23 protein-coding genes are annotated in these 26254 nt (G+C 70.1%); 11 read left to right on the top strand and 12 right to left on the bottom strand.

Annotation, left to right across the window (positions count from 1 at the left end; translation table 11 throughout):
• Positions 1-194: 194 nt before the first annotated feature.
• The 7 genes from RM479_RS22985 (at position 195) to RM479_RS23015 (ending at position 5592) form a co-directional block, all read left to right on the top strand.
• Complete coding sequence (locus tag RM479_RS22985) at positions 195-1118, top strand: ABC transporter substrate-binding protein (protein WP_311513824.1); 924 nt, start codon at positions 195-197, stop codon at positions 1116-1118.
• 42 nt (positions 1119-1160) lie between these two features.
• Positions 1161-2123, top strand: a complete 963-nt coding sequence (locus RM479_RS22990; RefSeq protein ID WP_311513825.1) for an amino acid ABC transporter permease — start codon at positions 1161-1163, stop codon at positions 2121-2123.
• A complete protein-coding gene (locus tag RM479_RS22995) occupies positions 2123-2938 on the top strand; it encodes an amino acid ABC transporter ATP-binding protein (protein WP_311513826.1) in 816 nt (271 codons plus the stop codon). Before RM479_RS22990 ends, RM479_RS22995 begins: the two co-directional genes overlap by 1 nt.
• Positions 2939-3085: 147 nt before the next feature.
• On the top strand, positions 3086-3652 hold the full coding sequence (locus RM479_RS23000) for a class I SAM-dependent methyltransferase (protein ID WP_311513856.1): 567 nt from the start codon (positions 3086-3088) through the stop codon (positions 3650-3652).
• A 98-nt stretch (positions 3653-3750) separates the two neighbouring features.
• Positions 3751-4242: a GNAT family N-acetyltransferase gene (locus RM479_RS23005; RefSeq protein WP_311513827.1), complete on the top strand. Its 492-nt coding sequence runs from the start codon at positions 3751-3753 to the stop codon at positions 4240-4242.
• Between the two features lie 124 nt (positions 4243-4366).
• Positions 4367-4792 carry an ATP-binding protein gene (locus RM479_RS23010; RefSeq protein WP_311513828.1) on the top strand — a complete coding sequence of 142 codons (426 nt, stop codon included), beginning with the start codon at positions 4367-4369 and terminating at the stop codon, positions 4790-4792.
• A 41-nt stretch (positions 4793-4833) separates the two neighbouring features.
• Complete coding sequence (locus RM479_RS23015; protein WP_274808784.1) at positions 4834-5592, top strand: RNA polymerase sigma factor SigF; 759 nt, start codon at positions 4834-4836, stop codon at positions 5590-5592.
• Positions 5593-5613: 21 nt separating this feature from the next.
• Here the strand turns inward: RM479_RS23015 and RM479_RS23020 are convergent, their stop codons facing one another.
• Positions 5614-6024 (bottom strand): hypothetical protein, encoded by a 411-nt coding sequence (locus RM479_RS23020; protein WP_311513829.1) that lies wholly within the window; start codon positions 6022-6024, stop codon positions 5614-5616.
• Positions 6025-6113: 89 nt separating this feature from the next.
• Between RM479_RS23020 and RM479_RS23025 the strand changes: the two genes are divergently transcribed.
• Together RM479_RS23025 and RM479_RS23030 are read left to right on the top strand one after the other, a co-directional pair.
• Positions 6114-7046 (top strand): diacylglycerol/lipid kinase family protein, encoded by a 933-nt coding sequence (locus RM479_RS23025; protein WP_311513830.1) that lies wholly within the window; start codon positions 6114-6116, stop codon positions 7044-7046.
• A 275-nt stretch (positions 7047-7321) separates the two neighbouring features.
• Positions 7322-7579, top strand: a complete 258-nt coding sequence (locus tag RM479_RS23030; protein WP_311513831.1) for a WhiB family transcriptional regulator — start codon at positions 7322-7324, stop codon at positions 7577-7579.
• A 181-nt stretch (positions 7580-7760) separates the two neighbouring features.
• Here RM479_RS23030 and RM479_RS23035 read toward each other — a convergent pair whose 3' ends face one another.
• Entirely contained in the window at positions 7761-9311 is a 1551-nt protein-coding gene (locus RM479_RS23035; protein WP_274808558.1) for a sensor histidine kinase, read from the bottom strand.
• A 99-nt stretch (positions 9312-9410) separates the two neighbouring features.
• On the opposite strand from RM479_RS23035, the gene RM479_RS23040 reads away from it, so the two are divergent.
• Positions 9411-10151 carry a GntR family transcriptional regulator gene (locus RM479_RS23040; protein WP_311513832.1) on the top strand — a complete coding sequence of 247 codons (741 nt, stop codon included), beginning with the start codon at positions 9411-9413 and terminating at the stop codon, positions 10149-10151.
• A gap of 59 nt (positions 10152-10210) precedes the next feature.
• On the opposite strand, the gene RM479_RS23045 is transcribed toward RM479_RS23040, so the two are convergent.
• The 4 genes from RM479_RS23045 to RM479_RS23060 form a co-directional block, all read right to left on the bottom strand.
• The gene (locus tag RM479_RS23045; protein WP_311513833.1) at positions 10211-11545 is read right to left on the bottom strand and encodes an HD-GYP domain-containing protein; all 1335 of its coding nucleotides are present in this window, start codon (positions 11543-11545) and stop codon (positions 10211-10213) included.
• A complete protein-coding gene (locus RM479_RS23050; protein WP_311513857.1) occupies positions 11545-12909 on the bottom strand; it encodes an HD-GYP domain-containing protein in 1365 nt (454 codons plus the stop codon). The genes RM479_RS23045 and RM479_RS23050 overlap by 1 nt, the downstream gene beginning before the upstream one ends.
• 851 nt (positions 12910-13760) lie before the next feature.
• Positions 13761-14066, bottom strand: a complete 306-nt coding sequence (gene rsrA / locus RM479_RS23055) for a mycothiol system anti-sigma-R factor (protein WP_274808562.1) — start codon at positions 14064-14066, stop codon at positions 13761-13763.
• On the bottom strand, positions 14063-14728 hold the full coding sequence (locus RM479_RS23060) for a sigma-70 family RNA polymerase sigma factor (RefSeq protein WP_274808563.1): 666 nt from the start codon (positions 14726-14728) through the stop codon (positions 14063-14065). The genes rsrA and RM479_RS23060 overlap by 4 nt, the downstream gene beginning before the upstream one ends.
• 354 nt (positions 14729-15082) lie before the next feature.
• On the opposite strand from RM479_RS23060, the gene RM479_RS23065 reads away from it, so the two are divergent.
• Positions 15083-15904, top strand: a complete 822-nt coding sequence (locus RM479_RS23065) for a class I SAM-dependent methyltransferase (RefSeq protein ID WP_311513834.1) — start codon at positions 15083-15085, stop codon at positions 15902-15904.
• Positions 15905-15922: 18 nt separating this feature from the next.
• Here the strand turns inward: RM479_RS23065 and RM479_RS23070 are convergent, their stop codons facing one another.
• From RM479_RS23070 to RM479_RS23095, 6 genes are all read right to left on the bottom strand, one after another.
• Positions 15923-16462 (bottom strand): hypothetical protein, encoded by a 540-nt coding sequence (locus RM479_RS23070; RefSeq protein ID WP_311513835.1) that lies wholly within the window; start codon positions 16460-16462, stop codon positions 15923-15925.
• A gap of 234 nt (positions 16463-16696) precedes the next feature.
• Positions 16697-18379, bottom strand: coding sequence for a phosphomethylpyrimidine synthase ThiC (gene thiC / locus RM479_RS23075; protein WP_311513836.1), 1683 nt, complete (start codon positions 18377-18379; stop codon positions 16697-16699).
• A gap of 211 nt (positions 18380-18590) precedes the next feature.
• Positions 18591-19445: an SOS response-associated peptidase gene (locus RM479_RS23080; RefSeq protein ID WP_311513837.1), complete on the bottom strand. Its 855-nt coding sequence runs from the start codon at positions 19443-19445 to the stop codon at positions 18591-18593.
• A gap of 10 nt (positions 19446-19455) precedes the next feature.
• Positions 19456-20487, bottom strand: a complete 1032-nt coding sequence (locus RM479_RS23085) for a DUF3068 domain-containing protein (protein WP_311513838.1) — start codon at positions 20485-20487, stop codon at positions 19456-19458.
• Complete coding sequence (locus RM479_RS23090) at positions 20484-24914, bottom strand: alpha-(1->3)-arabinofuranosyltransferase (RefSeq protein ID WP_311513839.1); 4431 nt, start codon at positions 24912-24914, stop codon at positions 20484-20486. The genes RM479_RS23085 and RM479_RS23090 overlap by 4 nt, the downstream gene beginning before the upstream one ends.
• A complete protein-coding gene (locus RM479_RS23095; protein WP_397222947.1) occupies positions 24911-26203 on the bottom strand; it encodes a glycosyltransferase family 4 protein in 1293 nt (430 codons plus the stop codon). The genes RM479_RS23090 and RM479_RS23095 overlap by 4 nt, the downstream gene beginning before the upstream one ends.
• Positions 26204-26254: the final 51 nt, after the last annotated feature.

Here is a 26254-nt window from a genome sequence, read left to right on the forward strand (position 1 = left end):
CTCTCTCACGGGGATGACCCGTTACGCAATCCTCTCACAACGGTGACCACAGGAAAATCGCGGGTCGGCAACATAGGACGGCACCGGCATATCAACATTCGTCACACATCGCACCGTATGTCGCTCTGGTTCGGGGAATGGGGCCACGAACCCGACTCCGACCAGGCACTTCGTGCTCCAGAAGGAGATCCACGATGGACCTGCACAAGCCCCTGTCCACGCCCTTCTCCGTCGGCGCCCTCGCCCTGGCCGGCGTCCTCGCACTGAGCGCCTGCGGTGGTTCCGACGAACCCGGTGAGGACACCGCGGCGCCCGAGAAGCCCGCCGTCGAGGTGGACGAGGAACTGGCGGCCCTGGTGCCCGCCGACATCGCCGAGGCGGGCACGGTCGCGATCGGCGTGGAGGCCTCCTACCCGCCCGGTGAGTACCTGGACCCCGACGGCGAGACCGTCCTCGGCTTCAACGTCGACCTGCTCGAAGCCGCCCTCGGCAAACTGGACCTCGAAGCCGACTGGCAGCCCACCACGTTCGACTCCATCATCATCGGCGTCGACACCGGCACCTACGACCTGGGCTCCTCCTCCTTCACCATCACCGAGGAGCGCATGGAGCAGGTCAACATGATCTCCTACTTCTCCTCCGGCACCCAGTGGTTCGCCCAGGACGGCAACCCGCAGAGCGTCGACCCCGACAACGCCTGCGGCATGCGCGTCGCGGTCCAGTCCGACACCACGCACGACGAGGACATCGAGGCCCGCAGCCAGGCCTGCGTCGACGCCGGCGAGGACCCGATCACCATCCAGAAGTTCGAGAGCCAGCCGCTGGCCACCGAGACCGTCGTGTCCGGTGTCAACGACGCCTCCCTCGCCGACATGCCCACCTCGGCCTACGCCCTGGAGCAGACCGGCGAAGGCGTGCTGGAGTTCATCGGTGAGCAGTACGACGCCGCTCCCTACGGCATCCTCACCCACAAGGAGGGCACCGAACTGGCCGACGCCATCGCCGCCGCCTTCAACGCCATGATCGAGGACGGCACCTACGAGCAGGTGCTCGGCGAATGGGGTGTCGAGGCCGGCGGTCTGGAGTCCGCCGAGGTGAACCCGACCACCGAGGGATAAGGGAAGACCTCCCCCGTCCATCACCGAGCGAAAGTCCGACCTGTGTCCTCACCGACCGCACCGGTGGACGGCCCGGAGCCCGAGAAGAGGGCTCCGGGCCGATCGGCCGAACCCATCACCGCCGTCCCCGTTCGCTACCCCGAACGGTGGGTGGCCGCCGGCCTCGTCCTGCTCCTCGCGGCGATGTTCGTGCACATGCTCTTCACGAACGACGCCTTCAACTGGCCGTTCATGATGGAGCACATGTTCTCGGACCCCGTCGTCCGAGGCGTGTGGATCACGATCAGCGCCACCGTGCTGTCCATGATCATCGGCATCGTGCTGGGCATCCTCCTGGCCGTGATGCGCCTGTCCGGCAACCCCGTCCTGAGCACCGTCTCCTGGCTCTACACCTGGTTCTTCCGGGGTGTGCCCCGCCTGGTCCTGGCCGTGCTCTTCGGTAACCTGGCGATCCTCTACCAGACCATCGAACTGGGCCTGCCCTTCGACAACTACTGGATGGCCTGGCTGGGGATGGAGGGTGACGCGCGGTTCTTCGAGATCGACACCCGCACCCTGCTGAGCGGCTACGTCGCCGGACTCATGGCGCTGTCGCTGTCCGAGGGCGCCTACATGGCCGAGATCATCCGGGCCGGCCTGCAATCGGTCGACAAGGGCCAGACCGAGGCCGGCCAGGCCCTGGGCATGAGCCGCGCCAGGGTGCTGCGCCGCATCACCCTGCCGCAGGCGATGCGGGTGGTGATCCCGCCGACCGGCAACGAGACCATCGCCATGCTCAAGGACACCGCCCTGCTCGCCTACGTCCCGGTGACCATCGAGTTGTTCTACCAACTCCAGGCGATCGGCTCCCGGACCTACCAGATCTTCCCGATGCTGGTGGCGGCGTGCCTGTGGTACCTGGCCATCACCAGCGTGCTGATGGTGGGCCAGTACTTCATCGAGCGCCGTTTCGACCCGGGCCGGTACGGCGGCATACGCAACCGCATCGTCGGAGGGGCGCACTGATGAGCGAGCAGGACACAACGGTCATCGAGACCGCCGAAGGCGCCGAACTGCCCTCCGACGCCCTCGTGGTCGCCGAGAACGTCCACAAGAGCTTCGGGCGGCTGGAGGTGCTCAAGGGCATCGACCTCCAGGTCAAGCGCGGCGAGGTCATGTGCATCATCGGCCCCTCCGGGTCGGGCAAGTCGACCTTCCTGCGGTGCGTCAACCACCTGGAGAAGCTCAGCGCCGGGCGGCTGTGGGTCAACGGCGAACTCATGGGGTACAGGCAGAAGCGCGGCAAACTGTACGAACTGCGCGAGGCCGAGATCGCGGCCCAGCGCAGCGACATCGGCATGGTGTTCCAGCGCTTCAACCTGTTCCCCCACCTGAGCGTGGTGGGCAACATCATCGAGGCTCCGGTCCAGGTCAAACGCGTTCCCAAGGCCCAGGCCACGGCCAAGGCCCTGGAACTGCTGGAGCGCGTGGGCCTGCCCGACAAGGCCGACGCCTACCCGGAACAGCTCTCCGGCGGCCAGCAGCAGCGCGTGGCCATCGCCCGCGCGCTGGCGATGGAACCGTCCCTGATGCTGTTCGACGAACCCACCAGCGCCCTGGACCCGGAGCTGGTCGGCGAGGTGCTCGACGTCATGCGCGACCTGGCCGAGAACGGCATGACCATGATGGTCGTCACGCACGAGATGGGGTTCGCCCGCGAGGTCGGCGACTCCCTGGTGTTCATGGACGACGGCGTGGTCGTGGAGGCCGGTGAACCCGCCGCGGTGCTGGGGAACCCGCAGCACGAGCGGACCCGGGCGTTCCTGTCCAAGGTGCTCTGACCCGGGGCCCTTCGGGCGGCCCGCGTCCCTTCCGGGGACGCGGGCCGCCCGCTTTTCGCGGGCTCTCGCGGAGAAACGCGCCTCCGCCCCTTGACCGGGGACCGATCGGGACCCAGAGTCGGTTCGGTGAGCACAGCGGGCGAGAACATGAACGCGTACACGGAGAGCGTCCGGACGGGCCGGGGGCGCGGGGAACTCTGGGACGGTGTCGCGCTGCGACGCACCCGGGAGATCCTGTGCGCGGGCGCGCGCGAGCGCACCCTGGAGGTGGGCGTGGGGACCGGCGCCAACCTGCGCCATTACCCTCCCCAGGTGCGGTTGACCGCGATCGACCGGGACCCGGAGATGGTCTCCCTGGCCCGTGAGCGCGCCGAGGAGCTGCGCGTCCCCGGCCGTTTCCTGGAAGGGGACGCCGCGGCCCTGGACTTCCCCGACGAGAGCTTCGAGACCGTGGTGTGCATCATGACCCTGGGTGTGATCGACGACCAGGAGGCGGCGCTGCGGGAGATGCACCGGGTCCTGGTCCCGGGCGGCCGGCTGCTCACCGCGGACCGCATCGATCACACCCGTTTCCCCGCGCGGTTGTGGGAACGGCGCAGGGAGCACCCGCGACGGTTGCCGCGGGACGTGGCCGTCGAGGCGGGTTTCCAGGTGGGCCACCACGATCGGCTCTTCTTCGGCCTGATCGAGCGCATGGTCGCCCATCGTCCCTGAGAGGACCGCCACGTCCCCGTTCAGCGGCCCTGACGTCCGCCGTCGTGCGCATAGGCTGGAACGAGGCCCGTCCTGCCCGCACACGACCGAGGTGATCCATGATCCGTCCCGCCGAGCCCGCCGACCTTCCGGAGATCCACCGGATGATCCGGGAGCTCGCCGAGTACGAGAAGGAGCCGGAGTCGGCGGTCGCCACCGAGGAGGATCTTCGCGCGGCGCTCTTCGGCCCCGACCCCCGGGTCTTCTCGCACATCGCCGAGGAGCCCGGACCGGAGGGGGAACCCGTTCCCGTCGGTTTCTCGGTGTGGTTCCTCAACTTCTCCACGTGGACCGGAAAGCACGGCGTGTACCTGGAGGACCTCTACGTGCGCCCGCGGGCGCGCGGCGGCGGCCACGGGTTCGCACTCCTGCGGGCCCTGGCCGGGATCTGCGCGGAGCGCGGATACACCCGGCTGGAGTGGTCGGTGCTGGACTGGAACGAACCGGCCATCCGCTTCTACGAGGCGCTGGGATCGCGTCCCATGAGCGACTGGACGGTCCGCCGATTGGACGGGGAGGCGCTGGCCGTACTGGGCTCCCGGACCCCCTGACCACGACCGTTCGTCTCGCGTTCGATCCGATCGCGCGGACACGATCCATTCTCCCTGCGCCGGTGGCAGGGTGAAACGAGATACATTGCATTCAAGCGGCAACCTCGCCCCCCGAAGGAGGGACGTGACCGAAGAAACCGCTGTACCCATGGCCGACGCCACCGGTGTACGCGACGCCGTCACCGTCAACATGCCCGCGGACAGCGCTTATCTGTCCGTCCTGCGCACGGCGACGGCCGGCCTGGCAGCCAGGCTCGACTTCACCCTCGACGAGATCGAGGACCTGAGGATCGGGGTCGACGAGGCCTGCGCGATGCTCCTCTCCCAGGCACTGCCCGGCACGGAGCTGACCACCGAATTCGCACTCACTCCGGACGGAATGCGCATCTCCGTCTCGGTGATCACCGCCGACGGCCGACTGCCGGCCCGCGACACCTTCGCCTGGACGGTGCTGTCCGCCCTGGCCGGAGAGGTCGACGCCGAGGTCGGACCCGACGACCGTGTCTCCATCGTCCTGTACAAACGCCGTGGCGCCTTGGAGCCGGCGTGAGCGAAAGGGGGCCCGCTCTGACCGCGAAGACCGAGCACGCGGTGCCCGACCGGGCGCGCGCGAGAGCGCTGTTCGAACGCCTCAACGAACTCGAAGCCGATTCCGAGGAACGGCGCAGGATCCGTGACGAGCTCGTGGAACTCCACCTGCCCTTGGTGGAGTACCTGGCCCGTCGGTTCCGCAACAGAGGGGAATGGCTCGACGACCTCACCCAGGTCGCCACGATCGGGCTGATCAAGTCCATCGACCGGTTCGATCTGGAACGCGGGGTGGAGTTCTCGACCTACGCCACACCGACGATCGTCGGTGAGATCAAGCGTCACTTCCGGGACAAGGGGTGGGCCGTCCGAGTCCCCCGGCGTCTCCAGGAACTGAAGCTCTCGCTGACCAAGGCGGTCAGTGACCTGTCGCAGCGCGAGGGTCGCTCGCCGACGGTCGCCGAACTGGCCACCTATCTCCAGATGACCGAGGAGGAGGTGCTGGAGGGCCTGGAGTCCGCCAACGCCTACTCGACGGTGTCGCTGGACGCGCCCGACAGCGGGGACGAGGACGCCCCCGCGGTGGCCGACTCCCTGGGGATCGTGGACGAGTCCCTGGAGGGTGTGGAGTACCGGGAGTCCCTCAAGCCGCTCTTGGAGCAGTTGCCGCCTCGCGAGAAGCGGATCCTGCTCCTGAGGTTCTTCGGGAACATGACCCAGTCACAGATCGCCCAGGAACTCGGCATCTCCCAGATGCACGTGTCCCGTCTGCTGGCGCGGACCCTGGCACAACTGCGTCAGGCCCTGACCACCGACGATTGACGCCCCGCCGACGACCGCGGACTAACGGTTCCGCTCACCCCACTCACCCGGGAAGAGCGCCGCGGTCGTCGGCGGCGAGAGCACCGCCGCCGAGGCGGCCACGGCCACGGCGGCGAGCCCGGCACCGATGACGGGCTGGCCGCTGGTGAACATGTAGTACGCCACCACGCCGAGGAAGATCTGCGTCACGAAGACCGGTGTGCGCGCCCAGTCGTTCAGCCGCCACAGGCCGCGGGCGACGAAGATCAGCAGCGCGCCCACGCCCAGACCGATCGCGGTGAGGGGGATCGCGCTGCTCAGCTCGCCGGTGCGGCCGGTGATCGCGATGAACATGCTGTAGCCGCCGCCGACGGCCGCGGCCACCCCGATCAGCGCCTCCAGCGCTGCGGCGATGACGACGGTGTACGGGCGGGAAGAGACCTCGGAAGACACCTCACGAGGTTATCCCCGCACCGACTCCCCCGTGTCCCGCCCCTCCCACTCACGGCGCCGAGCCGGATCCTTACCCCTAGACTGACCGTGTGCGCGCCCTTTTCATCGTGAACCCCCAGGCGACCACGACCACGTCGCGTACCCGCGAGGTGATCCTGGGCGCCCTGTCCTCGGAGCTGGACGTCACCGTCGCCGAGACCGAGTACCGCGAACACGCGAGTGAGCTGGCCCGCGCGTCCGCGGCGGACGGATACGAGCTGGTGGTGAGTCTGGGCGGTGACGGCACCGTCAACGAGGTCGTCAACGGCCTCCTCGCGACCCCCCCGGAGCTGAAACGACCGCGCTACGCGGTGATCCCCGGCGGCAGCGCCAACGTCTTCATCCGCGCCCTGGGGGTGTCGGGCGACCCGGTGGAGGCCACCGGGACCATCATGGAGGCGCTACGGGCGGGCCGAGAGCGCGAGATCAACCTGGGTCGGATCACCAGTGACAGGGACGACCGCCACTTCACCTTCTGCGCCGGCTTCGGCTGGGACGCGGACGTGGTCCAGCGGGTGGAGCACGAACGCGCGAACGGGCGGAAGGCGACGCCTGCGCTGTACGCGGAGGTCGCCTTCAAGCTGTTCTTCGGCGGCGATATCCGTGATCCGTCACTGAGCGTACGGACCCGCGGGGGCGCCGTTCGCGATGTGTATTTCGCTCTCGTCACCAACGCCACACCGTGGACTTACGCGGGAGCCCTCCCGATCCAGCCGACCCCGGCGTCGCGTTTCGAGCTGGGCTTGGACGCTTTCGCGCTCACCCAGGCCTCACACCCGCTGACCGGCTGGATCCTTTCGCAGATGTGCTTCCCCAAAGGGCTCCCGGCACGCGGCGACGGGTACCTGACCTGGCACGACCAGGAGTCACTACGGATCACGTCACCTCATCCGCGGGCGTTCCAAATCGATGGGGAGTACCTCGGGGAGCGCGAAGAGGTCAACTTCCATTCCGTACCGAAGGCATTACGAATCGTCTGTTAATTGTCGGGTAAGGCGCCATTCAACGGCACTGTGACGCATGCGACACGGCTTACAGGACCTTTGACCCCGAGCCCCCTTGCACGGCAGGTTCAAGCCTGCCACGCTCGACATATCGCCGCGAGTTACGGGCGAGTTAATTCGGGCGTTTCCCATGTGGCCGCGGGGTGAACCCGTGACCAGGACCCCTCCGGTGGGACCCATCCACCGGGCGCCCGCCGCGCACTGTTCGTGAAAATCTTCACAAGCCCCGGACCTCGACATGAGGAGTGGACCGCATGGACTGGCGCCATGACGCAGCCTGCCGTGACGAAGACCCCGAACTCTTCTTTCCCATCGGCAACTTCGGCCCCGCCGTGTTGCAGATCGAAGAGGCCAAGGCCGTGTGCCGCCGCTGCCCCGTCAGCTCCGCCTGTCTGACCTGGGCGTTGGAGAGCGGCCAGGACGGTGGCGTCTGGGGAGGCACCAGCGAGGACGAACGCCGACTGCTCAAGAAGCGGCGCGGGATCCCTCATCGTTCGATGGTACGCAGCTGATCCGACGTTCCCGCACCGCCCCCCTGTCAACGACGGGGTGCGGCCACGAGGGTCCCCGCCCGGCGCAGCGGGGACGCCCCTCGTACCCGATCCCGGGACGGCCGCCAGGCCGTATCCCGTGGACGCCCTCGCTCCCCTCGACGGCATCCGGGCCCTTCGGCCCGAACCCGAAGAGCACACCCTAGGGCAGCGACGCCTCCTCGCGGTCCAGCGGCAGGGTGATCGCCACCTCGGTCCCACCGCTCTCCTTGGGCTTGATCGCCAGGGTCCCGCCGAGTTCTCCCACGATCAGGGTCCGCACGATCTGCAACCCCAGGCTCGTGGTCCCCTCCAGGTCGAAGTCCTCCGGCAGCCCGCCGCCGTCGTCGGACACCGCCAGTTCCAGGCTCCCCGCGCCCACGTATCCCGGGACGCCCTCGAATCGGCGGACCCGCACCTCGATCGATCCCGGTCCCTGACCCAGTCCGTGCTCCACCGCGTTCTGCACCAGCTCCGCCAGCACCATCGACAACGGTGTCGCCACCAGGGCGTTGAGCCGACCGAACCCACCCACCCGGCGCGGGATCACGGTGCTGCCCGATGACGTGGAGGAGACCTCCGCCGCCATCTGGATGACCCGGTCGGCGATGTCGTCGAAATCGACGACCTCGTCGGGGGTGTGGGACAGCATCTCGTGGACGATCGCGATGGAGCCGACCCGGCCCACCGCCTCGTCCAAGGCCGCCCGCGCCTCGGGCACGTCCAGCCGCCGCGCCTGCAACCGCAGCAGGGCCGCCACGGTCTGGAGGTTGTTCTTCACCCGGTGGTGGATCTCCCGGATGGTGGCGTCCTTGGTCATCAGCTCGCGTTCACGCCGCCGCAGTTCGGTGACGTCCCGGACCATCACCAGCGCGCCGATGCGCACCTCGTCGATAATGAGCGGGATCGCGCGCAACTGCACGGTGACGCCGCGGGCGTCCACCTCCGCCTCCTGCGGCGCCCGGCCGCCGGCGGTGTAGGTCAGGTTCTCGTCGCGGGCCTCACCCTGCACCGCCAACTCCAGGGTGATGCGGTCCAGCCGGGCCCCCACCAGGTCGGCGGTCAGGCCCAGACGCCGGTAGGCGGACAGGGCGTTGGGGCTGGCGTAGACCACCTCGCCGTTCTGGTCCAGGCGCAGCAGGCCGTCCCCCACCCGGGGAGAGCGCACCATGAGCGGCCCCTGGTCGATGAAGGGGAACACGCCCTCGGCGATCATCTGCGCCAGGTCGCCGGCGCTCTGGAGATAGGTCAGCTCCAACCGGCTGGGCGTGCGCGCCGAACTCAGATTGGTACTGCGCTGGATCACCGCGATGAGGTTGCCCTCGCGGCGCACCGGAATGGTCTCCTCCCGCACCGGCACGCCGCCCGACCAGTCCGGGTCCCCGTCCCGACAGATGCGCCCCTCGCGCCAGGCGCGGTCGATGAGCGCCCTGCGGCCCACCACCCGGGGGGCCGAACGGGAGGTGACATCCGTCATGTCGTCGTAGAGGACGGCCTCGACCAGGTCGTCCTGGAACGCCGTGGGCCCGGTCGTGGGGCGCATCTGGGCGATGGACACCCAGCCGTCGTCCTCGCGCAGCCGCACCCACAGGACCAGATCCGCGAAGGAGAGGTCCGCCAGCAGCTGCCAGTCGGAGACCAGGGCGTGGATCCACTCCAGATCCGCCTGTTCGAGGGACGTGTGACGCCTGATGAGATCACTGAGGTGAGGCACTCACAAATCATCCCATGAAGGCGTGCATACTCAAGAGGTACGCGCTCGACCAGTGGTCCACACCAATTCTCAGGGCGCGCTCGAACGCGGAGGAGACCGATGACCGGGCAGGGCACACTGGACGGCAACCCCCGGGTGCCGAAGTACTACCAGGTGAAGAAGCAGCTCTTGGAACTCATCGAGGCGATGCCCGCGGGCAATCCGGTGCCTCCGGAGCGGGCTCTGGCCACCCAGTTCGGGACCTCGCGCACCACCGTGCGCCAAGCCCTCACGGAGATGGTCGTGGAGGGGCGCCTGCTGCGCATCCAGGGCAAGGGGACGTTCGTCGCCAAGCCCAAGGTCGCCCAGGTGCTCCAGCTCACCAGTTACACCCAGGAGATGCGCTCACACGGCCTGCACCCCGCCACGCGCATCCTCGATGTGAGCTACATCAACGCCGACGACCAGCTCGCCGAGCTCCTGGCGATCCGCTCGGGCGGGCGGGTGCTGCGCATCGAACGGCTGCGGCTGGCCAACGGGGAGCCGATGGCGGTGGAGACCGCGCATCTGGCGGCTCGGCGCTTCCCGGGGCTACGACGGCAGCTGGACCGCTACGCCTCGCTCTACGAGGCGCTGGCGAGTGCCTACGACGTCTCCCTCTCCGAGGCGGAGGCGTCCATCGAGACGGTCCTGGCGACCCCCAACGAGGCCCGGCTGCTCGGGGTGGACGTGGGACTGCCGCTGGTGCTGCACTGCCAGCACAGCTTCGACCGGGAGGGGCACCCGGTCGAATGGGTGCGTTCGCTGTACCGGGGCGACCGCTACAAGTTCGTCACCCGGCTGCGGCCGCCGACCGACTGACCGGGGCACCGCGCGGCGCGCGCGGTGCCCCGGCCCCGCCGACCCCGGCGAGAGGGACCTCACTCGCGTTCGAGCACGGCGGCCAGGGCGTCCACCACCCCGGGGTCGTACTCGCTGCCCGCGTCCATGCGCAGCCGTTCCAGTACCGCCGACCGGCGCTCGGCGTCGCCGTTCTCGCCGACCAGGTCGTCGAAGGCGTTGGCCACCTTGATGATCCGGCTGCCCAGCGGTGGGACGCCCTCGTCGCCGTCGCCCGCGACCGGCTCGCACTGACGGCGCACCACCTCGGCGACGCTGTCCAGCACCCCGGTCTCGCGGATGATCCCGGCGCCCAGCTCGGCGATGCGCCGCTGTTCCCGGGGCGAGGCCAGCACCGTCGCCCCGCCCGCGATGGGCTCGCGCAGGGACAGCTGTCCGATGTCGTGCATCAGTGCCGCGTACTCCAGCTCCAGCAGGTCGGCCTCGGCCAGCCCCAGCTCGCACGCGATCAGGTGGGACAGCCGGCTGACCCGGCGCGAGTGCCCGTTCTCCACGTACCCGCCGACCTCGGTGACCCGGGACAGGGCGCGCACGGTCTCCAGGTAGGTGCGCCGCACCTCGGCGTGGCGGCGGAAGGCCACCTGGGCGACCAGCAGCGGGGCGCTGAACACCAGCAGCCCGGCCAGGCCCGTGACCGTACAGGACAGGGCGATGAGCACACCACTGGAACCGATGGCCACGCCCGAGGCGAACTGGGCGCGCATCTCGTCGCGGACGGCCACCCACAGCCGGGTGCGCAACCTTTCGGCGCGCAGCAGCGCGGCCAACAGCCCGTCGATCCCCCACACCGCCAGCACCAGCGCGAACATGAGCAGCGTCGCCGTCACCGACGGGCCCGAGAAGTCCAGTCGTTCGGCCAGGGGGCGGAACCCGATGGCCAACAGGCCGGCGGAGAGCACCCGCCGGGCGACGTCCTCCACCCGGGGGGCGCGGCCCACGGCGATGTGCGGCAGTTCGCCCACCGCCACACCGCAGGCGACCACCGCCACCACCTGCCAGGGCGAGTGGAGTGAGGGCCCCTCCCCCAGGCTCAGCAGGAAGGCGTATCCGACCGCTCCGGCCGAAGCGATCGGCGCGACCTCCCGGTGCCCGGGCAGGGTGATCCTGACCAGCTCGCCGACCGCGATGACCAGGCAGAAGGACAGCGCCACGTAGGGTTCGACGAACCCGATGGCCGACGTCCACACCAGGGCGGCCAGGGAGATGGCACCCACGGCCGCGACCAGGATCGCGCGCACCGGCCGTGAGGTCCGCCAGATCGGGCCGCGGGGGCGCTGGTGGCTGAGCGCGCCGCCCTCGGGGCCGATCGGTCGTCCGTCGGAGGGGCGGGGCCCCTCCGTCTGCCTCTGCGTCATCACCGTTCCCGACCGCCCGCCGCGGTCCCGCCGGACAGCGCCGTGGTCGAGTCGGTCTCGGCGGGCACGGCCACCGTCTCCTCGTCGTCCTCGTCCGTGCCCTCGGATACGTTCGCCTCCTCGGCCGCCTCGTCGGCCGCGGCCGATCCGTAGCAGCCACCGGGCGGCTCGGCGATGTCGGGGGTCTCCCAGCCTTCGCGCTCGACCGCCCTGACCAGGGCCTCCACCATGCGCGGATCGAACTGCGTGCCGGCGCAGGCGCGCAGTTCGGCGATGGCCTCCTCCACCGACCACGCCTTGCGGTAGGAGCGGGTGGAGGTGAGGCAGTCGAAGACGTCGGCGACGCTGATGACGCGGGCGGACTCGGGGATCTCCATCCCCACCAGCCCCATCGGGTAACCGCGACCGTCGAGGCGTTCGTGGTGGTGCCGGATCCCGGCCAGGGCCTCGTCCAGGAAACCGATCTCCCGGACGATCTCGTACCCCCTGGTGGGGTGCAGCTTGATGGCGGCGTACTCCTCGTCGGTGAGCTTGCCGGTCTTCTGCAAGACCTTGGTGGGCACCCCGAGCTTGCCGATGTCGTGGAGCATGCCCGCGTAGCGGATCTTCTGCACCCGCTCGGCGGTCATGCCCAGTTCGCGGGCGATCATGGCGGCGCCCTCGGCGACGCGCATGCAGTGCCCGCGCGTGTAGTAGTCCTTGGTCTCCACCGCCTGGCAGAGCGTGGCCAGGGTGGCCTCGTGCGCGCGTTCCTCGTCGGCCTGTTGGGCGAACGCCCACCGGGCGATGAAGAGCGGCAGCAGGACCAGGAGCGGCGCGATGACCCCGACGCCGCCCCAGACCGCCGCGATCGCCAGCCCGAGCATCTGGTAGCCCATCGAGGACAACTCGACGGCCACCAGGGGGCGCCAGTTGAACCTGCCGCGCCCGCGGGGGCGCACCTGACCGAGCGTCCACAGCAGGACGGCGATCAGGAGGGAGTTGACCGCGGAGTGGGTCAGGACCGCGATGACGTAGGGCAGGACCACGGCCGGGAAGTCCTCCCGGCCGAGTTCCCCGACCACGCCGCCGCACAGAAGGTAGACGTGTCCCGCGGCGTACGCCGCCAGTGCGAACTGCGCCCCGTTGAAGGCCCGTTTGACCAGGTTCTGCCTGCGCACGGCGAAGCAGGAGGCGAAACCGACCACCGCGGCCCCGACCGGACCGACCAGGACGACCGCGGCCAGGGAGACGGCCGAACTCGGCGAGATCCCCGCCTTGCCGCCCGACGGGACGCTCGTGCTGATCGACTCCGCGACCACGAACAGGAGCGCCACCAGGACCAGCGTCCGCAGATCGATACCCGCATAGGGCCCCATGAGCACGATGGTGACAGCACTGACAACGATGATCCCGACGTAGACACGCGCGCCCCCGGGAAGAGCCCGCACCCTCGTTCACCCCCCACCGACGACGACCGGACTGTCATGGTTTCACCGGTTCTGTTTTACCACCAGGACCATCCCGTGAAGGAGGAAGCCGCCAAGATCGACGCGGCAGCGACGTGAAGCAATGCCATGAACATCATTGTCCCCTCTCACTTGAGCGGCATGCCGCCTTTTCCCCGGGCACGCCGCGTAAATTACCCCATTCGTTGGATATGACGTCCAGTTTAACGGGCCCGGAAGGCACCCGGATTCCCCACAACCCGAACCACCGCCACCTCGGACTCCGAACATGATACGAAGTTCCGAAGTATGGAATTACTAATTCAATTAGCAATCCCGAGAGACTACCCTGAGTGACCGGTGCCGCGAGGGGCGTGATCGCGGAAGTCCGATGCTCAGGCGACCTCTCCTCCACCTGGTGAACCGAGCCCACCAGGTTCGACTACCCAAAGTAACCAGACATGGGCGCGCCGCAGGGCCGCCGGAAAAATCATTCCGAGTCGATCACGGCCGTGCCGACCCAAGGGCTTCGGGCGTGTCGCAGGAGTGGACGAAGACGGCACCCGAGTGGCCGGATGACCAAAACCCCGACGGAGAAAGGGAATCGCCCTCCGCGCGCACACAAATAACCCCAAAACCACCTGAACGCCACATAAGATGACAAGAATAAAAGAAGCCGGCCCAATATGACAAAAAGGCGGAAGCTGGAATTCCAGCTTCCGCCTTGAGAGACGTCGACCCCGGAAAAAGAACCGGGTCCGCGTGGGGACCGCGTCCGCGGCCCCCGATCAGGTGAACGTTCCGGGCGCCCGCTCCACCGCCTCGCGGACGGACTGTTCGGTCCTGGCCAGGGCCAACCGACCCAACACCTTGTCCCGCAGGTCCAAGGGGACCGGATCGCAACCGCAGTGCTTGGCGACGAGCTTCTTCACCGCCTCGTCCAGGCCGTACTCCTCCAGGCAGGGCTCGCACTCGTCCAGATGTCGCCTGATCAGCTCGCAGTTGTTCTCTTCGAGCTCACCGTCGATATAGGTGTAGAGCTTGTCGAGTACCTCACTGCACGGGGTGTCCCCGTGTCGGTCATGGCCGCTCATCGTCGATCTCCTCGATCCGACCCGTCCTGACCCCGCCCGCCCGCGGACGTCCCCGAGGCCGCCGCACCCGCCGTGGCGCGCGTGGCGGCGAGGAAACCGCGATCCACCGCGTACTCCTCCAACAGGGACCGGAGTTGACGGCGCCCCCGGTGCAGTCGGGACATGACCGTCCCGATCGGCGTCCCCATGATCTCGGCGACCTCCTTGTACGCGAAGCCCTCGACGTCGGCGAGGTAGACCGCGATCCGGAAGTCCTCGGGCAGTTCCTGGAGCGCCCGCTTGACGTCACTGTCGGGGAGGTGCTCCAAGGCCTCGGCCTCGGCGGACTTCAGGCCCGCCGCGGTGTGCGAGGCGGCCTGAGCCAACTGCCAGTCCTCGACGTCCTCGGTCCCGGCCTGTTTCGGCTCGCGCTGCTTCTTGCGGTAGGAGTTGATGAAGGTGTTGGTGAGGATGCGGTACAGCCACGCCTTGAGGTTCGTTCCCTCCTTGAACTGATGGAACGAACCGAACGCCTTGGCGAAGGTCTCCTGAACGAGATCCTCCGCGTCGGCGGGGTTGCGGGTCATGCGCAGCGCCGCGGAGTAGAGCTGGTCGAGAAAGGGGAGCACGTCCCTCTCGAAGCGCTCTTCCCGCTCCTCGGCTGTCTCCTGGCCCTGATCCAAGCCCGTCGGCCTCCTCGCACTGGTTCCGGCTGGGAAATCCGTATCCCCACGATACGGTTCCACGGCACGGAGCCGGGCATCGGCACCACGTGGCGTCGTCGACGCCTCTTCGCGTTCGAGGCACGCACCGGCGGTCGGCATGGTCTGGTGACCCTCCTCGGGGACTCCCTGGTGGCCGCGGTACCGGGGATCCCCCCGGTCGCGGTGTCGGTGACAACAACCGCCTCGACGCCCTGATTCCGCGCCGACATGGGCCGAAGGTCCCTTCCACCCCCGAACTTCACCGATCGGGCACGTCATGGGAGGTGAGGCATGACAGAGTGCGGGTAAGACCTTTTGAAGGATGGGAGAGGAGTGCACGTGCGACCGTCCTCGACTCCGGCCTCCGACCGCCCTCGGTCACCGGCGGCACAGTTCGCCACCCCCGATCGGCTGTCCGACTATTGGCGGTTCTACTGGGCCGTCGCCGAGGCGCAGATCGCCCGGTGGCTCCCGGAGACCCCCTCCCGGCTGCTGGATCTGTCCAGCCCGGACTATCCGGGTACCCCTCGCGCCGTGGCCGCCGGACACGACGTGGTCACCCTGTTGCCCTCGCCGGACATGGCGGTGCGCCGCCCCCTGCGCCTGATCAACGGACGCGCCATGGTGCCCGCCCCGGCCCGGCGCGGACGGCTGCGCCAGATCGTCGGGGACGCGGCGTTCCCGCGTTTCCTGGCGGCGGAGAGTTTCGACGGGGTCATCGCCGACGACCGGGTCCTGTCCCGCCAGTTGGCCACCGAGGAGTCCATCGCGGAGATCGCCCGGGTGCTGCGCCCGGGCGGCCGGGTCCTGCTGTGCGTGGACTCCGTGGTCCTGGGCATGGCCCTGCTCGCCGAACAGGACCGCTGGCCGGAGCTGAGCCACGCGCCCAGCGCCGACGTGCTCCTGGTGCCCTGGCCGGACGGATCCATCACCCGCTGTTTCACCGCCGAACAGCTCACCGACACCATCACCGAGGCGGGACTGGAGCTGGAGTGGATCAAGCCGCGCACGGTGCTGTCCGCCTCCACGGTGGAGATGATGCTGGCCCGCGACCCCCGGTCGATGGCACGGTTGGTCGAGATGGAGCTGCACGCCACCGAGTCCGACGACTACGTGGGGGTGCACCTGATCGCGGGTGCCCGCAAACCGGGATAGCGGGGCCCGCCCGGCCCGTCAGCGGGCGAGGAGCGCGACCAGCATGCTCGACAGGGCGACCAGCAGCAGGGCCGGTCCGGCTCCGACGCCGGTCGTGAAGCCGTAGGCCAGGTCCCGCCGGTTCGCCCAGCGCACCGCGAGGAACGGCCACAGGGTCAGCCACACCGCGAGCGGGTACAGCAGCACGTTGTCCAGCACTGCGGCGAGCGGGACGAAGTGCACGCCCACCACCAGGCAGATCCACGGGGCGAAGTACTCGCGGCGGTCCATCGCCAACAGCACCAGGACGCCGAGCAGGGCCACCCCGAACTCGACGCCGAGGATGACCAGGTACAGGGTCATGGCGCGCTCGGCGGCCGGCACCGACCCGGAGTCCCAGTGCAGCCAGGAGAGCACGCCCCCGGCCACCGCCAGGAGAAGGCCGAGGACGGAGCCGCCGGCCAGCCACCACGTGGCGTTCCCGGCGGGAGGGCGTACCCGGGCCCATCCGAACCAGGCCGCGGCGAAGAATCCGAAGATCGCCATGGTCATGGTGGCGTCGCGGAAGAGGATGTCCATCGGACCTCATCGATCGGGGGATGCTACGGGGACAGACTTCCACATTCCGGCGTCGGCCCGTCATGCGAGGGCCCGACGGCGGAGCGCCGTTCCGATCGGCCGGTGAGGAGGCGGACGGCGGCACCGATCCGTTCGAGGTGGGTCGAACGGTTCCCACGCAACCCGGAAAGGGTGAACCGGCGGTGGCGATACCACCGGTCCACCCATGGTCGGCGGATGAACGTCCAGGTCGGGTCAGGGGCGTTCGGTGAGGGGCAGGTAGACCCGATTGCCGTGCGCCTCGAACTCGGCGGACTTGTCGGCCATACCGCGCTGGACGGCCTCGACCGTGTCCAGCCCGTTCTCCTCCGCGTAGCGGCGCACGTCCTGCGTGATCTTCATGGAACAGAACTTGGGTCCGCACATCGAGCAGAAGTGCGCGGTCTTGGCGGGTTCGGCGGGCAGCGTCTCATCGTGGAACGCCGTCGCGGTCTCGGGGTCCAGCGACAGGTGGAACTGGTCCCGCCAACGGAACTCGAACCGGGCCTTGGACAGGGCGTCGTCCCACTCCTGGGCCCGGGGGTGCCCCTTGGCCAGGTCGGCGGCGTGGGCGGCGAGCTTGTAGGTGATGACGCCGGTCTTGACGTCGTCCCTGTCGGGCAGCCCCAGATGCTCCTTGGGGGTGACGTAGCAGAGCATGGCCGTGCCGTACCACCCGATCTGGGCGGCGCCGATCGCCGAGGTGATGTGGTCGTACCCGGGGGCGATGTCGGTGGCCAGGGGGCCGAGCGTGTAGAACGGCGCCTCACCGCACAGCTCCTCCTCCAGTCGCACGTTCTCCGCGATCTTGTGCAGGGGCACGTGCCCCGGGCCCTCGATCATCACCTGCACGTCGTGGGCGCGGGCGATGTGGGTGAGCTCGCCGAGCGTGCGCAGCTCCGCGAACTGGGCGTCGTCGTTGGCGTCGGCGATGGAGCCGGGGCGCAGCCCGTCGCCGAGCGAGAACGTCACGTCGTACTCCCGGAGGATCTCGCACAGCTCCTCGAAGTGGGTGTACAGGAAGCTCTCCTTGTGGTGGGCCAGGCACCAGGCGGCCATGATGGAGCCGCCGCGCGAGACGATGCCGGTGACCCGGCGGGCGGTGAGCGGTACGTACCGCAGCAGGACGCCCGCGTGCACGGTCATGTAGTCCACGCCCTGCTCGCACTGCTCGATCACCGTGTCCCGGTAGATCTCCCAGGTGAGGGCGGCGGGGTCGCCGTCGACCTTCTCCAGCGCCTGGTAGATCGGCACCGTGCCGACCGGGACCGGGGAGTTGCGCAGGATGCGTTCGCGGGTCTCGTGGATGCGCTTGCCGGTGGACAGGTCCATGATCGTGTCGGCGCCCCAGCGGGTGGCCCACACCATCTTCTCGACCTCCTCCTCCACCGAGGAGGTGACGGCCGAGTTGCCGATGTTGGCGTTGATCTTGACCAGGAAGTTCTTGCCGATGATCATCGGCTCGGACTCGGGGTGGCGGCGGTTGGCGGGGATGACCGCCCGGCCGATGGCCACCTCCGCGCGGACGAACTCGGGGTCGAGGCCCTCGCGTTCGGCCACGAACCGCATCTCGGGGGTGATGGTGCCGGCCTTGGCGTGGGCGAGCTGGGTGTCGGCTCCGCCGATGGGGGACCGGGCGTCGATCCAGGGCAGGCGCACCCCGGGGAGCCCGGCGTGGACGTCGATGTGCGCGGTGTCGTCGGTGTAGGGGCCGGAGGTGTCGTACAGATCGAAATGGCCGCCGTCGGTGAGTCCCACCCGGCGTCGGGGGACCCGGAGGGTGAGGCCCTCGGGGGTCGAGATCTCCCGGTAGACCTTGGATGATCCCATGATGGGACCGGTGGTCACCCGGTGATCCCCGATGGTGGAACCGGTGTCACGGCTCGTCGAAGCCGTCATGGCATGCCTCCCTACGTCGGAATTACCCGAACAGGTTCTGCGGTCGGCGACACCGTTGAGTCGCCCTCTCAGCCCGCCATGGCGCGAGCTCCCGCGTTGCGTGATCCAGTTGTCGGACACGGTGGTGCCGTGTCCGGGCCCGCCCGCGACTCCGGGCGGCCCCGGACACTGTACACAGAGTCCCCCGGGCCGCGTCCAGGGGCCCGAACGGTCAGAAAAGGGTGTCCGATCCGCCCTCGTCCTCTGCCTCCAGGGGTTCGAGCAGGTCGGGACGGTTGTTCTTGATGCTGTTGACGTCGGTGGAGACCTCGTCCACCGCGAACCGGTCCACGGGGGTGTCGGCCATCAGGTGCGTCAGCTCCTCGGCGCCGGTGTCCGGGTCGAGCCAGGTGTCCCAGTCACCCCGGGGCACGATGACGGGCATGCGTTCGTGGATGTGGGCGAGCGCGGGGGCGGCCTCGGTGGTGATGACGGCACAGCTCCACACCCAGGCGGCCGGGTCGTCCTCGGCCACGTCGGGATCGCGCCAGCGTTCGAAGATCCCGGCCATCGCCAGCGGCTCGTCGTCGCGGTAGTGGATGGAGTAGGGCTTCTTGTCCGCCTTGGCCTTGCGCTTCTTGTGCTCGGGGTCGGTGGCGGGCGAGGTGCTGGCCCGCACCGTGCCGTCCTTGCCGATGAGCTGCCACTCGTAGTAGGCGTCGGCGGGGAGCAGGCAGCGGCGGCGGCGGAACGCCGTGCGGAAGGCCGGTTTGTCGGCCACCGTCTCGCTGCGGGCGTTGATCATCCGGTAGCCGATGTTGCGGTCCTTGGCCCAGGAGGGAATCAGTCCCCAGCGCAGGGTGTGCAGGGAGGACGGTCCCCGCGCGCTCCGCTCGGTCGCCTGCGGGGGCGGGCCGAGCACGGCGTAGACCGGGCGACCGGGAGAGATGTTGTAGTCGGGCTCCAGTTCCCCCAGAGGCGGCCAGGCGCGCGTGTCGACGTCGTCGCCGGGCAGGGCCGCTTCGGGGAGGTCGAAGTCGAGTCGGAGCTGCTGTACGTTCCTGGACTGGGCATAACGACCGCACATGCGTCCGATCCTACGCCGTCGGCACCCGCTCCCCACCCGTGAACGGCGGATCCGTGGGCACTTCCGGGTCGCCCGGCTCCGGCCCGTCGGGCTCCGACGGGTCCGCGCCGCGGGGCCGACCGATCCAGGCCAGGGCACCGCCCGCGACCAGCAGCAGCCCGCCCACCGGTCCCAGGGTCCAGGGCGCCCACACGTCCATGGCGCTCAGCGTGAGCGAGCGGACCCGGGCCTGCTCGGCGCGGGCGGCGATCTGGTTCTCCCGCAGGCCCAGCTCCGCGTGCAGCAGTCGGACCTCTCCCGGGGCGTTCTGCGGGCGCAGCGTCTCCAGCCGCGCCTCGTGGGTGTTGACCACCGTTCCGGAGATCGGTTCCACCCAGTGGGTGCGCATCACCTGCAACCAGCGCGTGGCCGTGACCGTGCCCTCCGCGCCCGGGGTGAACAGCCACGCCGGGACCTCGCGGGCCGACTCGGGCACCTGGGTGGCGGCGATCGCCTGGGTGTAGCGGCGCACCGTCAGCCCGGCGATCTCGTCCATCCCCTGGAACTCCATGAGGGGCGCCGAGCGCACCTCCGCGTCGTAGAAGGGGTGATCCGTCTCCCCCGCCCCGGGCGGCCAGGAGAACACCAGCCCGGCCTGGCGGACCGCCCGGTCGCCGTTGACGTGTTCGCCGCAGCAGTTGACGGCGCGGCCGGTGTGGCGGTCCACGATGACGCGGCGGCTCCAGTGGTCGATCATCGCGCCCTCGGCGACGGTGTCCACCGAGACCTCCCACGCCGACCAGTCCGGGCCGTGGGCCTGGGAGCCCACCGAGGTGGTGCGGACGATCCGCACCCCGCTCACCCACGTCCACGTGGAGGTGTCCATGTACCCGGCGCCGTCGGCGACCATGGTCGCGTCGAACCGCGCCTCGGCGGGCAGCAGGGCCACCCGTTCGTGGACGTAGAACGGCAGCATCGCCGCCAACGTCACCAGGAAGGCGCCGATCGCGGCGATGACGGTGCCCCGGGGCAGGAAGCCGCGCCCGGCCTCGTCCGCGCTCATGTGCGCGCCTCCTCGTGGTCGCTCTCCCGGGTGCCGTCGTCCTCGGCGGGGACCGCTGCGGGGGGCGCCCCGACGGACGGACCGTCGGAGGGCCGCTCGGAGGCCTCGGCGAGGGGTGGTGCCACGGACACCGCGGACGGCGGATGCCCGTCGGCCGGGGTCGGGTCCGGGTCCTGCCCCAGAGCCAGCACCAGTCGGGCCAGCGCGGGCAGGCACAACAGCTGGGCCGCCCAACCGCGCAGCGGCCCGCCCATCAGCTGGGTGACGTCGTGGAAGGGCATGTGGATCGCCAGGTACGTGCCCACCGCCATCGACGAACCGGCCGCGGCCAGGGACAGCGCCACCGGCCACGGTCCGGCCAGGTGGGGCAGGGCCCGTCCGCCCATGGACGGACGTCCCGGCTTGGCGTGTCGGAGCCGGCCGGGCGCCCGGCGGCCCAACCACCACACGCAGAGCACGATGACCCCGACCAGTGCGGCGCCCGCCCAACCGGCGACCCACACCCCGTAGGCCAGCCCCGCGGGCAGGACGATCCACCGCGACGGCCACGCCGACCCGGCGTCGGGCAGGGCGCGCGGCCCCCGCGGCGGCCCGGCGAGGGCGGCACGGCCGCCCGGCAGCAGCCGGCGCGGCCACAGGGTGAGGACGGCCAGGAGGGCGACCAGCCCCGCGCCCACGGCCAGGGCCCGGTGATAGGCGGCGTCGGGGGTGTAGGTGAGGGTGACGGTGCCCGCGCTGCCCGCGGGCAGCAGCCAGGCCTGTTTCCACCCCTCCAACCGGATCGGTTCCAGGGCCTCACCGCCCGCCGAACGGGCCTCCCAGCCCTCGTTGAAGTTCTCGTTGACCACCAGGAAGGAGTCGGTGGAGACGGTGTCGACGTCGAAACGGCGCTCGCCGGGGCCCCACTCGTGCACGGTGGCGGGGGCGGTCAGGGAGACCTCGGGGCGTTCGGAGATCGAGGAGCCCGACTCCACCACGGCGGAGCGGACCTCGTAGCGGTTGCCCGGGTCGACCACGATCCGGTTCTCCCCCTCCACCAGGTCCAGGTCGGTGCAGCTCTCGTACCGCAACGGCCGTCCGGTGAGCTGGTCGGCGAGGGTCCCGGCGCTGATCCGCGTCTCCACCCGCTGCCCGTTGACCCGCAGGGTCGGGCCCAGACCGCAGGCGGTGGAGGCGTCGCCCTCGGGCGACGGGTCCACCGGGTCCACACCCGGCAGGGCGATCGTGCCGATCTCCAGCGCCTGACCCTCGGGGCGTTCGAACGTCACCCGCAGGGTCTCGGCGGTGAACGGCGCGAAGCCGACGCGGCCACTGCCGTCCAGCCACCCCTCGCGTACGGTGCCGCCGCCCTCGACGATGACCTTGATGGGGCGCAGGACGCTGTCGGCCCGGGGCAGGTCCACCGTCAGGTGGCCGAGTTCGACCGGCCTGCCCAACTCGATGTCGAGCCAGGGGCGCTTCTCCTCGGGGTCGGGGTACCAGACCGTGCTCTCGTCGTCGTCGAACGCCCCGCGTCCCATCGCCGCCGGATGCTGGACGGCGGTGGAGGAGGCGTTGACGTACGGGTACGAACCGGCGCGGTTGGCGGCGTTCTCGGCCTCGCGCGGATCGGTCAGGACGACCTCGCCCGACACCGAGTGCGGTGCCGAAGCGGAGGCGGCCGACAGTTCGAAGGTGCGGTCGAGCCGGCGGGCGTCCTCGCCCTGGACCTGGAGGCCGGTGTTGCACACCCACACGTGGGAGCCCTCCATGCACCCCGGCGCGGTGCCCGTGGAACCGGTGAACAGCAGCGTCCCGGCGTCGGCGGGGCCGGGAACGCGCAGGGTGCGGGCCGGCTCCAGGCCGGGCACGGAGATGGAGGAGACGCCCACCCGGGTGCCGAACCGGTACTCCGGTTCCCACGCGAGTTCGTCCACCCGCAGCCGCAGTGTGGTGGTGAGCCCCGGAGGGGCCATCACCTCCTGCGGGTCGTCGGTCTGGGCGACCGGGGCCTCCACCTCTCCGGTGTCGGTGATGACGCTGATCCGCGAGGGCGGCGGATCGGCGGCGAACTGCTCGAACGCGATCGACAGCCCGGTGAGGTCCTGGGGCTCGGCGAACTCGACCTCGATCCACTCGCCGATCGCGCCGGTGAACGCGCTGGACCGCCACGAGGTGGTCAGGTCGTCGTCGAGCGCGGCGTGCGGGGCGTGCCCGGGGTCGCGATCGGAGGCGCGGGCCCCCGCTCCGCTCTCGGAGGAGGAGGCCCGCACCGACACGATGTCGATGTCCTCGGCGTGGGCCGTGTAGTCCTCCCAGGTCGGGTCCACGACGTCGGGGGCGGGGACGTCGCGTTCGAGTTCCTCGTCCTCGGTGAGGGTGGCCGACACGTTGCGGCGCACATCGGGGTAGACGACCTCGCGACGTCGGGCGGTGTCGGTGACGATCGTGTCCTCGGCGGGCACCAGGTCGGCCCCGGGGTCGTCGCCCAGCAGCACCGGCCGGTCGTCGGTGACCAGCCCCTGCTCGGCGAGGTGGAGCAGGGACTCGGGGCCGCCGGTGACCCGGACGACCTCGTCGGCGGGCACCACGCCCACCGTCGGCGCGGCGTCCTCCACCTCGTAGATCGTCAGCGCCGCGTAGGGCTGGTCGAACCACTGGGAGGCGGACCGGTGGTCCAGGGAGCCGATGGGGGGACCGAACTCGGCGGCCTCGGTGATGCCGGGAGAGGAGCGCAACGCCTGGTGCACACGGGCGGGCCAGCCGCCGTGGTTGCCGACGCGTTGCAGATCGTTGCGGACGAGCAGGTGCGTGACGCCCATGCGGGCCAGGGTGTCGGCCAGTCCCTCGGACCCGCGCCCGGAGGACACCCGCTGGTCGATCTCGTGGGTGAGGCGCGAGACGCCCGCCGATCCCCACGGGATGATCTGGTGGTTGGTCCAGGCGCCCGTGAGCAGCGGTTGCAGGGGTTCGTCCAGGGGACGACCCCACTCGTACTCGCCGCGCGCCGAACCGGGGAGCGCCATGGTCATGCCGCGTTCGTCGGAACGGTCGTTGAGCCAGTCGACGGCCTCGCGCCAGTACGCCGGGATGGCGACGAACCCGCCCGACGGGGCCACGCCCACGGTGGCGATCGGAACGAGCGTGACGAGGAACGCTGTCGCGCAGGCGGCGGCGACGGTACGCCGCACCCGCCCCGAGACGGGCTCGCCGCGCCGGTCGGCCCGGTCCCGGGCCACGACGACGGGCAGGTGGGCCAGGCCCAGGACCAGGGGCAGCCGGATGAGCGCGTCGAACTTGTGGACGTTGCGGAAGGGGGACAGCGCCCCGTCGAGGAGTTCGCGCATGGTCCCGGCGAAGGGACCGGTGAGGTCGCCGGTGAAGCCCGCGACGATGATCGCGGTGCCGGTGAGCAGACTGGTGATGAGGAAGAGGCGTTCGGGGGTGCGCCGGTTGATGAGGCCGGCCAGTCCCAACCCGGCGACCAGCGCGGTGACCGCGATCAGCCAGGGGGTGAGCGACAGGGCGGCGCCCGAGGGCAGCGCCGTGTTGCCCTGGTCGGGGAGGAAGCCCATCCAGTTGGAGGTGCCCCGCAGCGCGTTGAGCAGTGAGGTGACGCCGGTGGTGACGGCGGCGTCCTCGGTGTAGGGCATGAACGAGTACACGTACCGCGACATGAGCAGCAGCGGGACGATGTACCAGAACGTGGCGGCGACCAGGGCCACCGACCACCAGAACATGAGCCGACGCTTGCGCGGTCCGCTGGCCCGGGTGACCAGGTACAGCCCCGGGACGATGAGGACGGCCAGTTCCGAGGCCGCGTTGGTGCCGCCGCACAGGAGGAACGCCAGCCCCGACAGCAGGGCCATGCGGGCCGGCGGGTACCCGTGCCGTGCGCCCAGGATGAGCGGCAGCAGCACCCACGGCATGAGCAGCATGGGCTGTAGCTCGGCCGAGTTGTACGACAGCAGGGTCAGCACCCGGGGGGCCAGCGCGTAGGCGACACCGGCCAGGATGCGGGTGTTGACGGTGCCGATGCCCAATGCGCCGGCGACCTTGTAGACCCCCAGGAACGCGGCGATGAGCAGCACGGCCATCCACGACCGCTGGACGAGCCACTCGGGCATGCCGAGTTGCACGAGCAGCAGGTGGAAGGGGCCGTTGGGGAAGAGGTACCCGTAGGCCTGGTTCTGGATCTGCCCGAAATAGGAGGCGTCCCACAGGTGCAGGGCGCGCTCCATGAACCCCAGGGGGTTGATCGTCAGGTCGAGCTTGGTGTCGCTGACGATCCGACCGGGATCGATGCTGGCCGCCAGCGCGCCCAGGAGAAGACACACCGCGAGGACCTTGAGCCGCCGCAGCAGCCTCTCGTCCGGCTCTCCGCCGAAGGCGGACGGTGCCCTGGAATCCTCCGGTTCGCGCCTGGCGGTGGATTCCGCCGAAGTCACTTCTCTGTTTTCCTGCCTGCCGTCGTGTCGGGGGCGTCCGCGCCGCCGGGGAGATCGAGTTCGCGGGCGACCAGGCGGGTCATCTCCGCGCCGCCGGCCTCCCAGGTGAAGCGTGCGGCCCAGGCCCGGCAGGCTCGACGGACGGCGGCCCTGCGGTGGGGGTCGGAGAGCTCCTTCAACGCCCGGGAGACCACGTCGGTCAGATCCTCACCCTCGCGCACCAGCCATCCGGTCTCGCCGTCGCGGACCGAATCGCGAAGTCCGTCCACATCGTAGGCCACGGTGGGCACGCCCAGGCGTGCGGCCTCGATGACGGTCAGGCCCCAGCCCTCGAACTCGGAGGCGGTGACGTGCAGGTGGCAGGAGGCCAGCACGCTGTTCTTGTCCTCCTCCGGCAGGAAGCCGTGGAGGCGGACGCGGTCGGCGGTGCCGTCCCGGGAGATCTGTTCGGCCAGGTGGTCGCCCTCGGGGCCGCGGCCGACGATGTGCACCCGCAGGCGGGGGTGCTCGTCGGCGAGGGAACGGGCCAGGTCGGCGACCTGGGAGACGCGTTTCTGCACCACGAGGCGCCCCAGGCTGACGATGGCCGGATCGCCCATGTCGTCGGGGGCGTCGTCCAAGGGCTTGAGGGGACCCTGGACGCCGCCGTTGTGGATGATCTCGATGGGGGCGCGCCAGCCCAGCTTCTCGCGCAGGGCGCGACGCGAGGACTCCGAGACGGTGACCGTGGTGCAGTCGCGGTAGACCCGGGAGGCGACGGTGGACTCGATGAAGCGGCCCAGCCAGGCCAGGGGCGCCGAGAAGTAGGCGTTGAACTGGAGGTCGTGGACGTGGTGCACGATGCTGACCACCCGGGTCCGGCGGCGCAGCACCAGGCGGGACAGGAAGGGGATGCCGTTCATGCAGTCGAAGGCGAGCCGGTACTCACGACGCCACAGGGCCAGCCAGACCATGACCCGCGGATAGACGGTGAACCGCCCGCCCATGCGACGGATGACGATGCCGTCCTTGGTCTCGACGCGGGCCTGGTGGGGTTCGCGGCTGGTGAGGAAGGTGACGATGGCGCCGCGTTCGGCCAGGTGACGGCTGATCCGCCAGGCGTACTCCTCGGCGCCGCCGGCGGTGGCCTGCCAGGGGTCGCGCCAGTTGATCATGACCAGGCGGACGCCGTCGAGTCGGGGACCGAGGTCGATGGGGTCCTCCTCGACGGCCGCCGGGATCGGGGCGGGGTTCGCGGGGACCGTGGGCGGGCCGCCCACCACTCGGTGGTGGGGCTTCGAGAAGACCACGCGCTCTCCTTCCGCGGGGTGTCCGGAACCCGGCGCACTCACACCCTCCGC

Source organism: Nocardiopsis lambiniae (assembly GCF_031845465.1).
Lineage (GTDB): Bacteria > Actinomycetota > Actinomycetes > Streptosporangiales > Streptosporangiaceae > Nocardiopsis > Nocardiopsis lambiniae.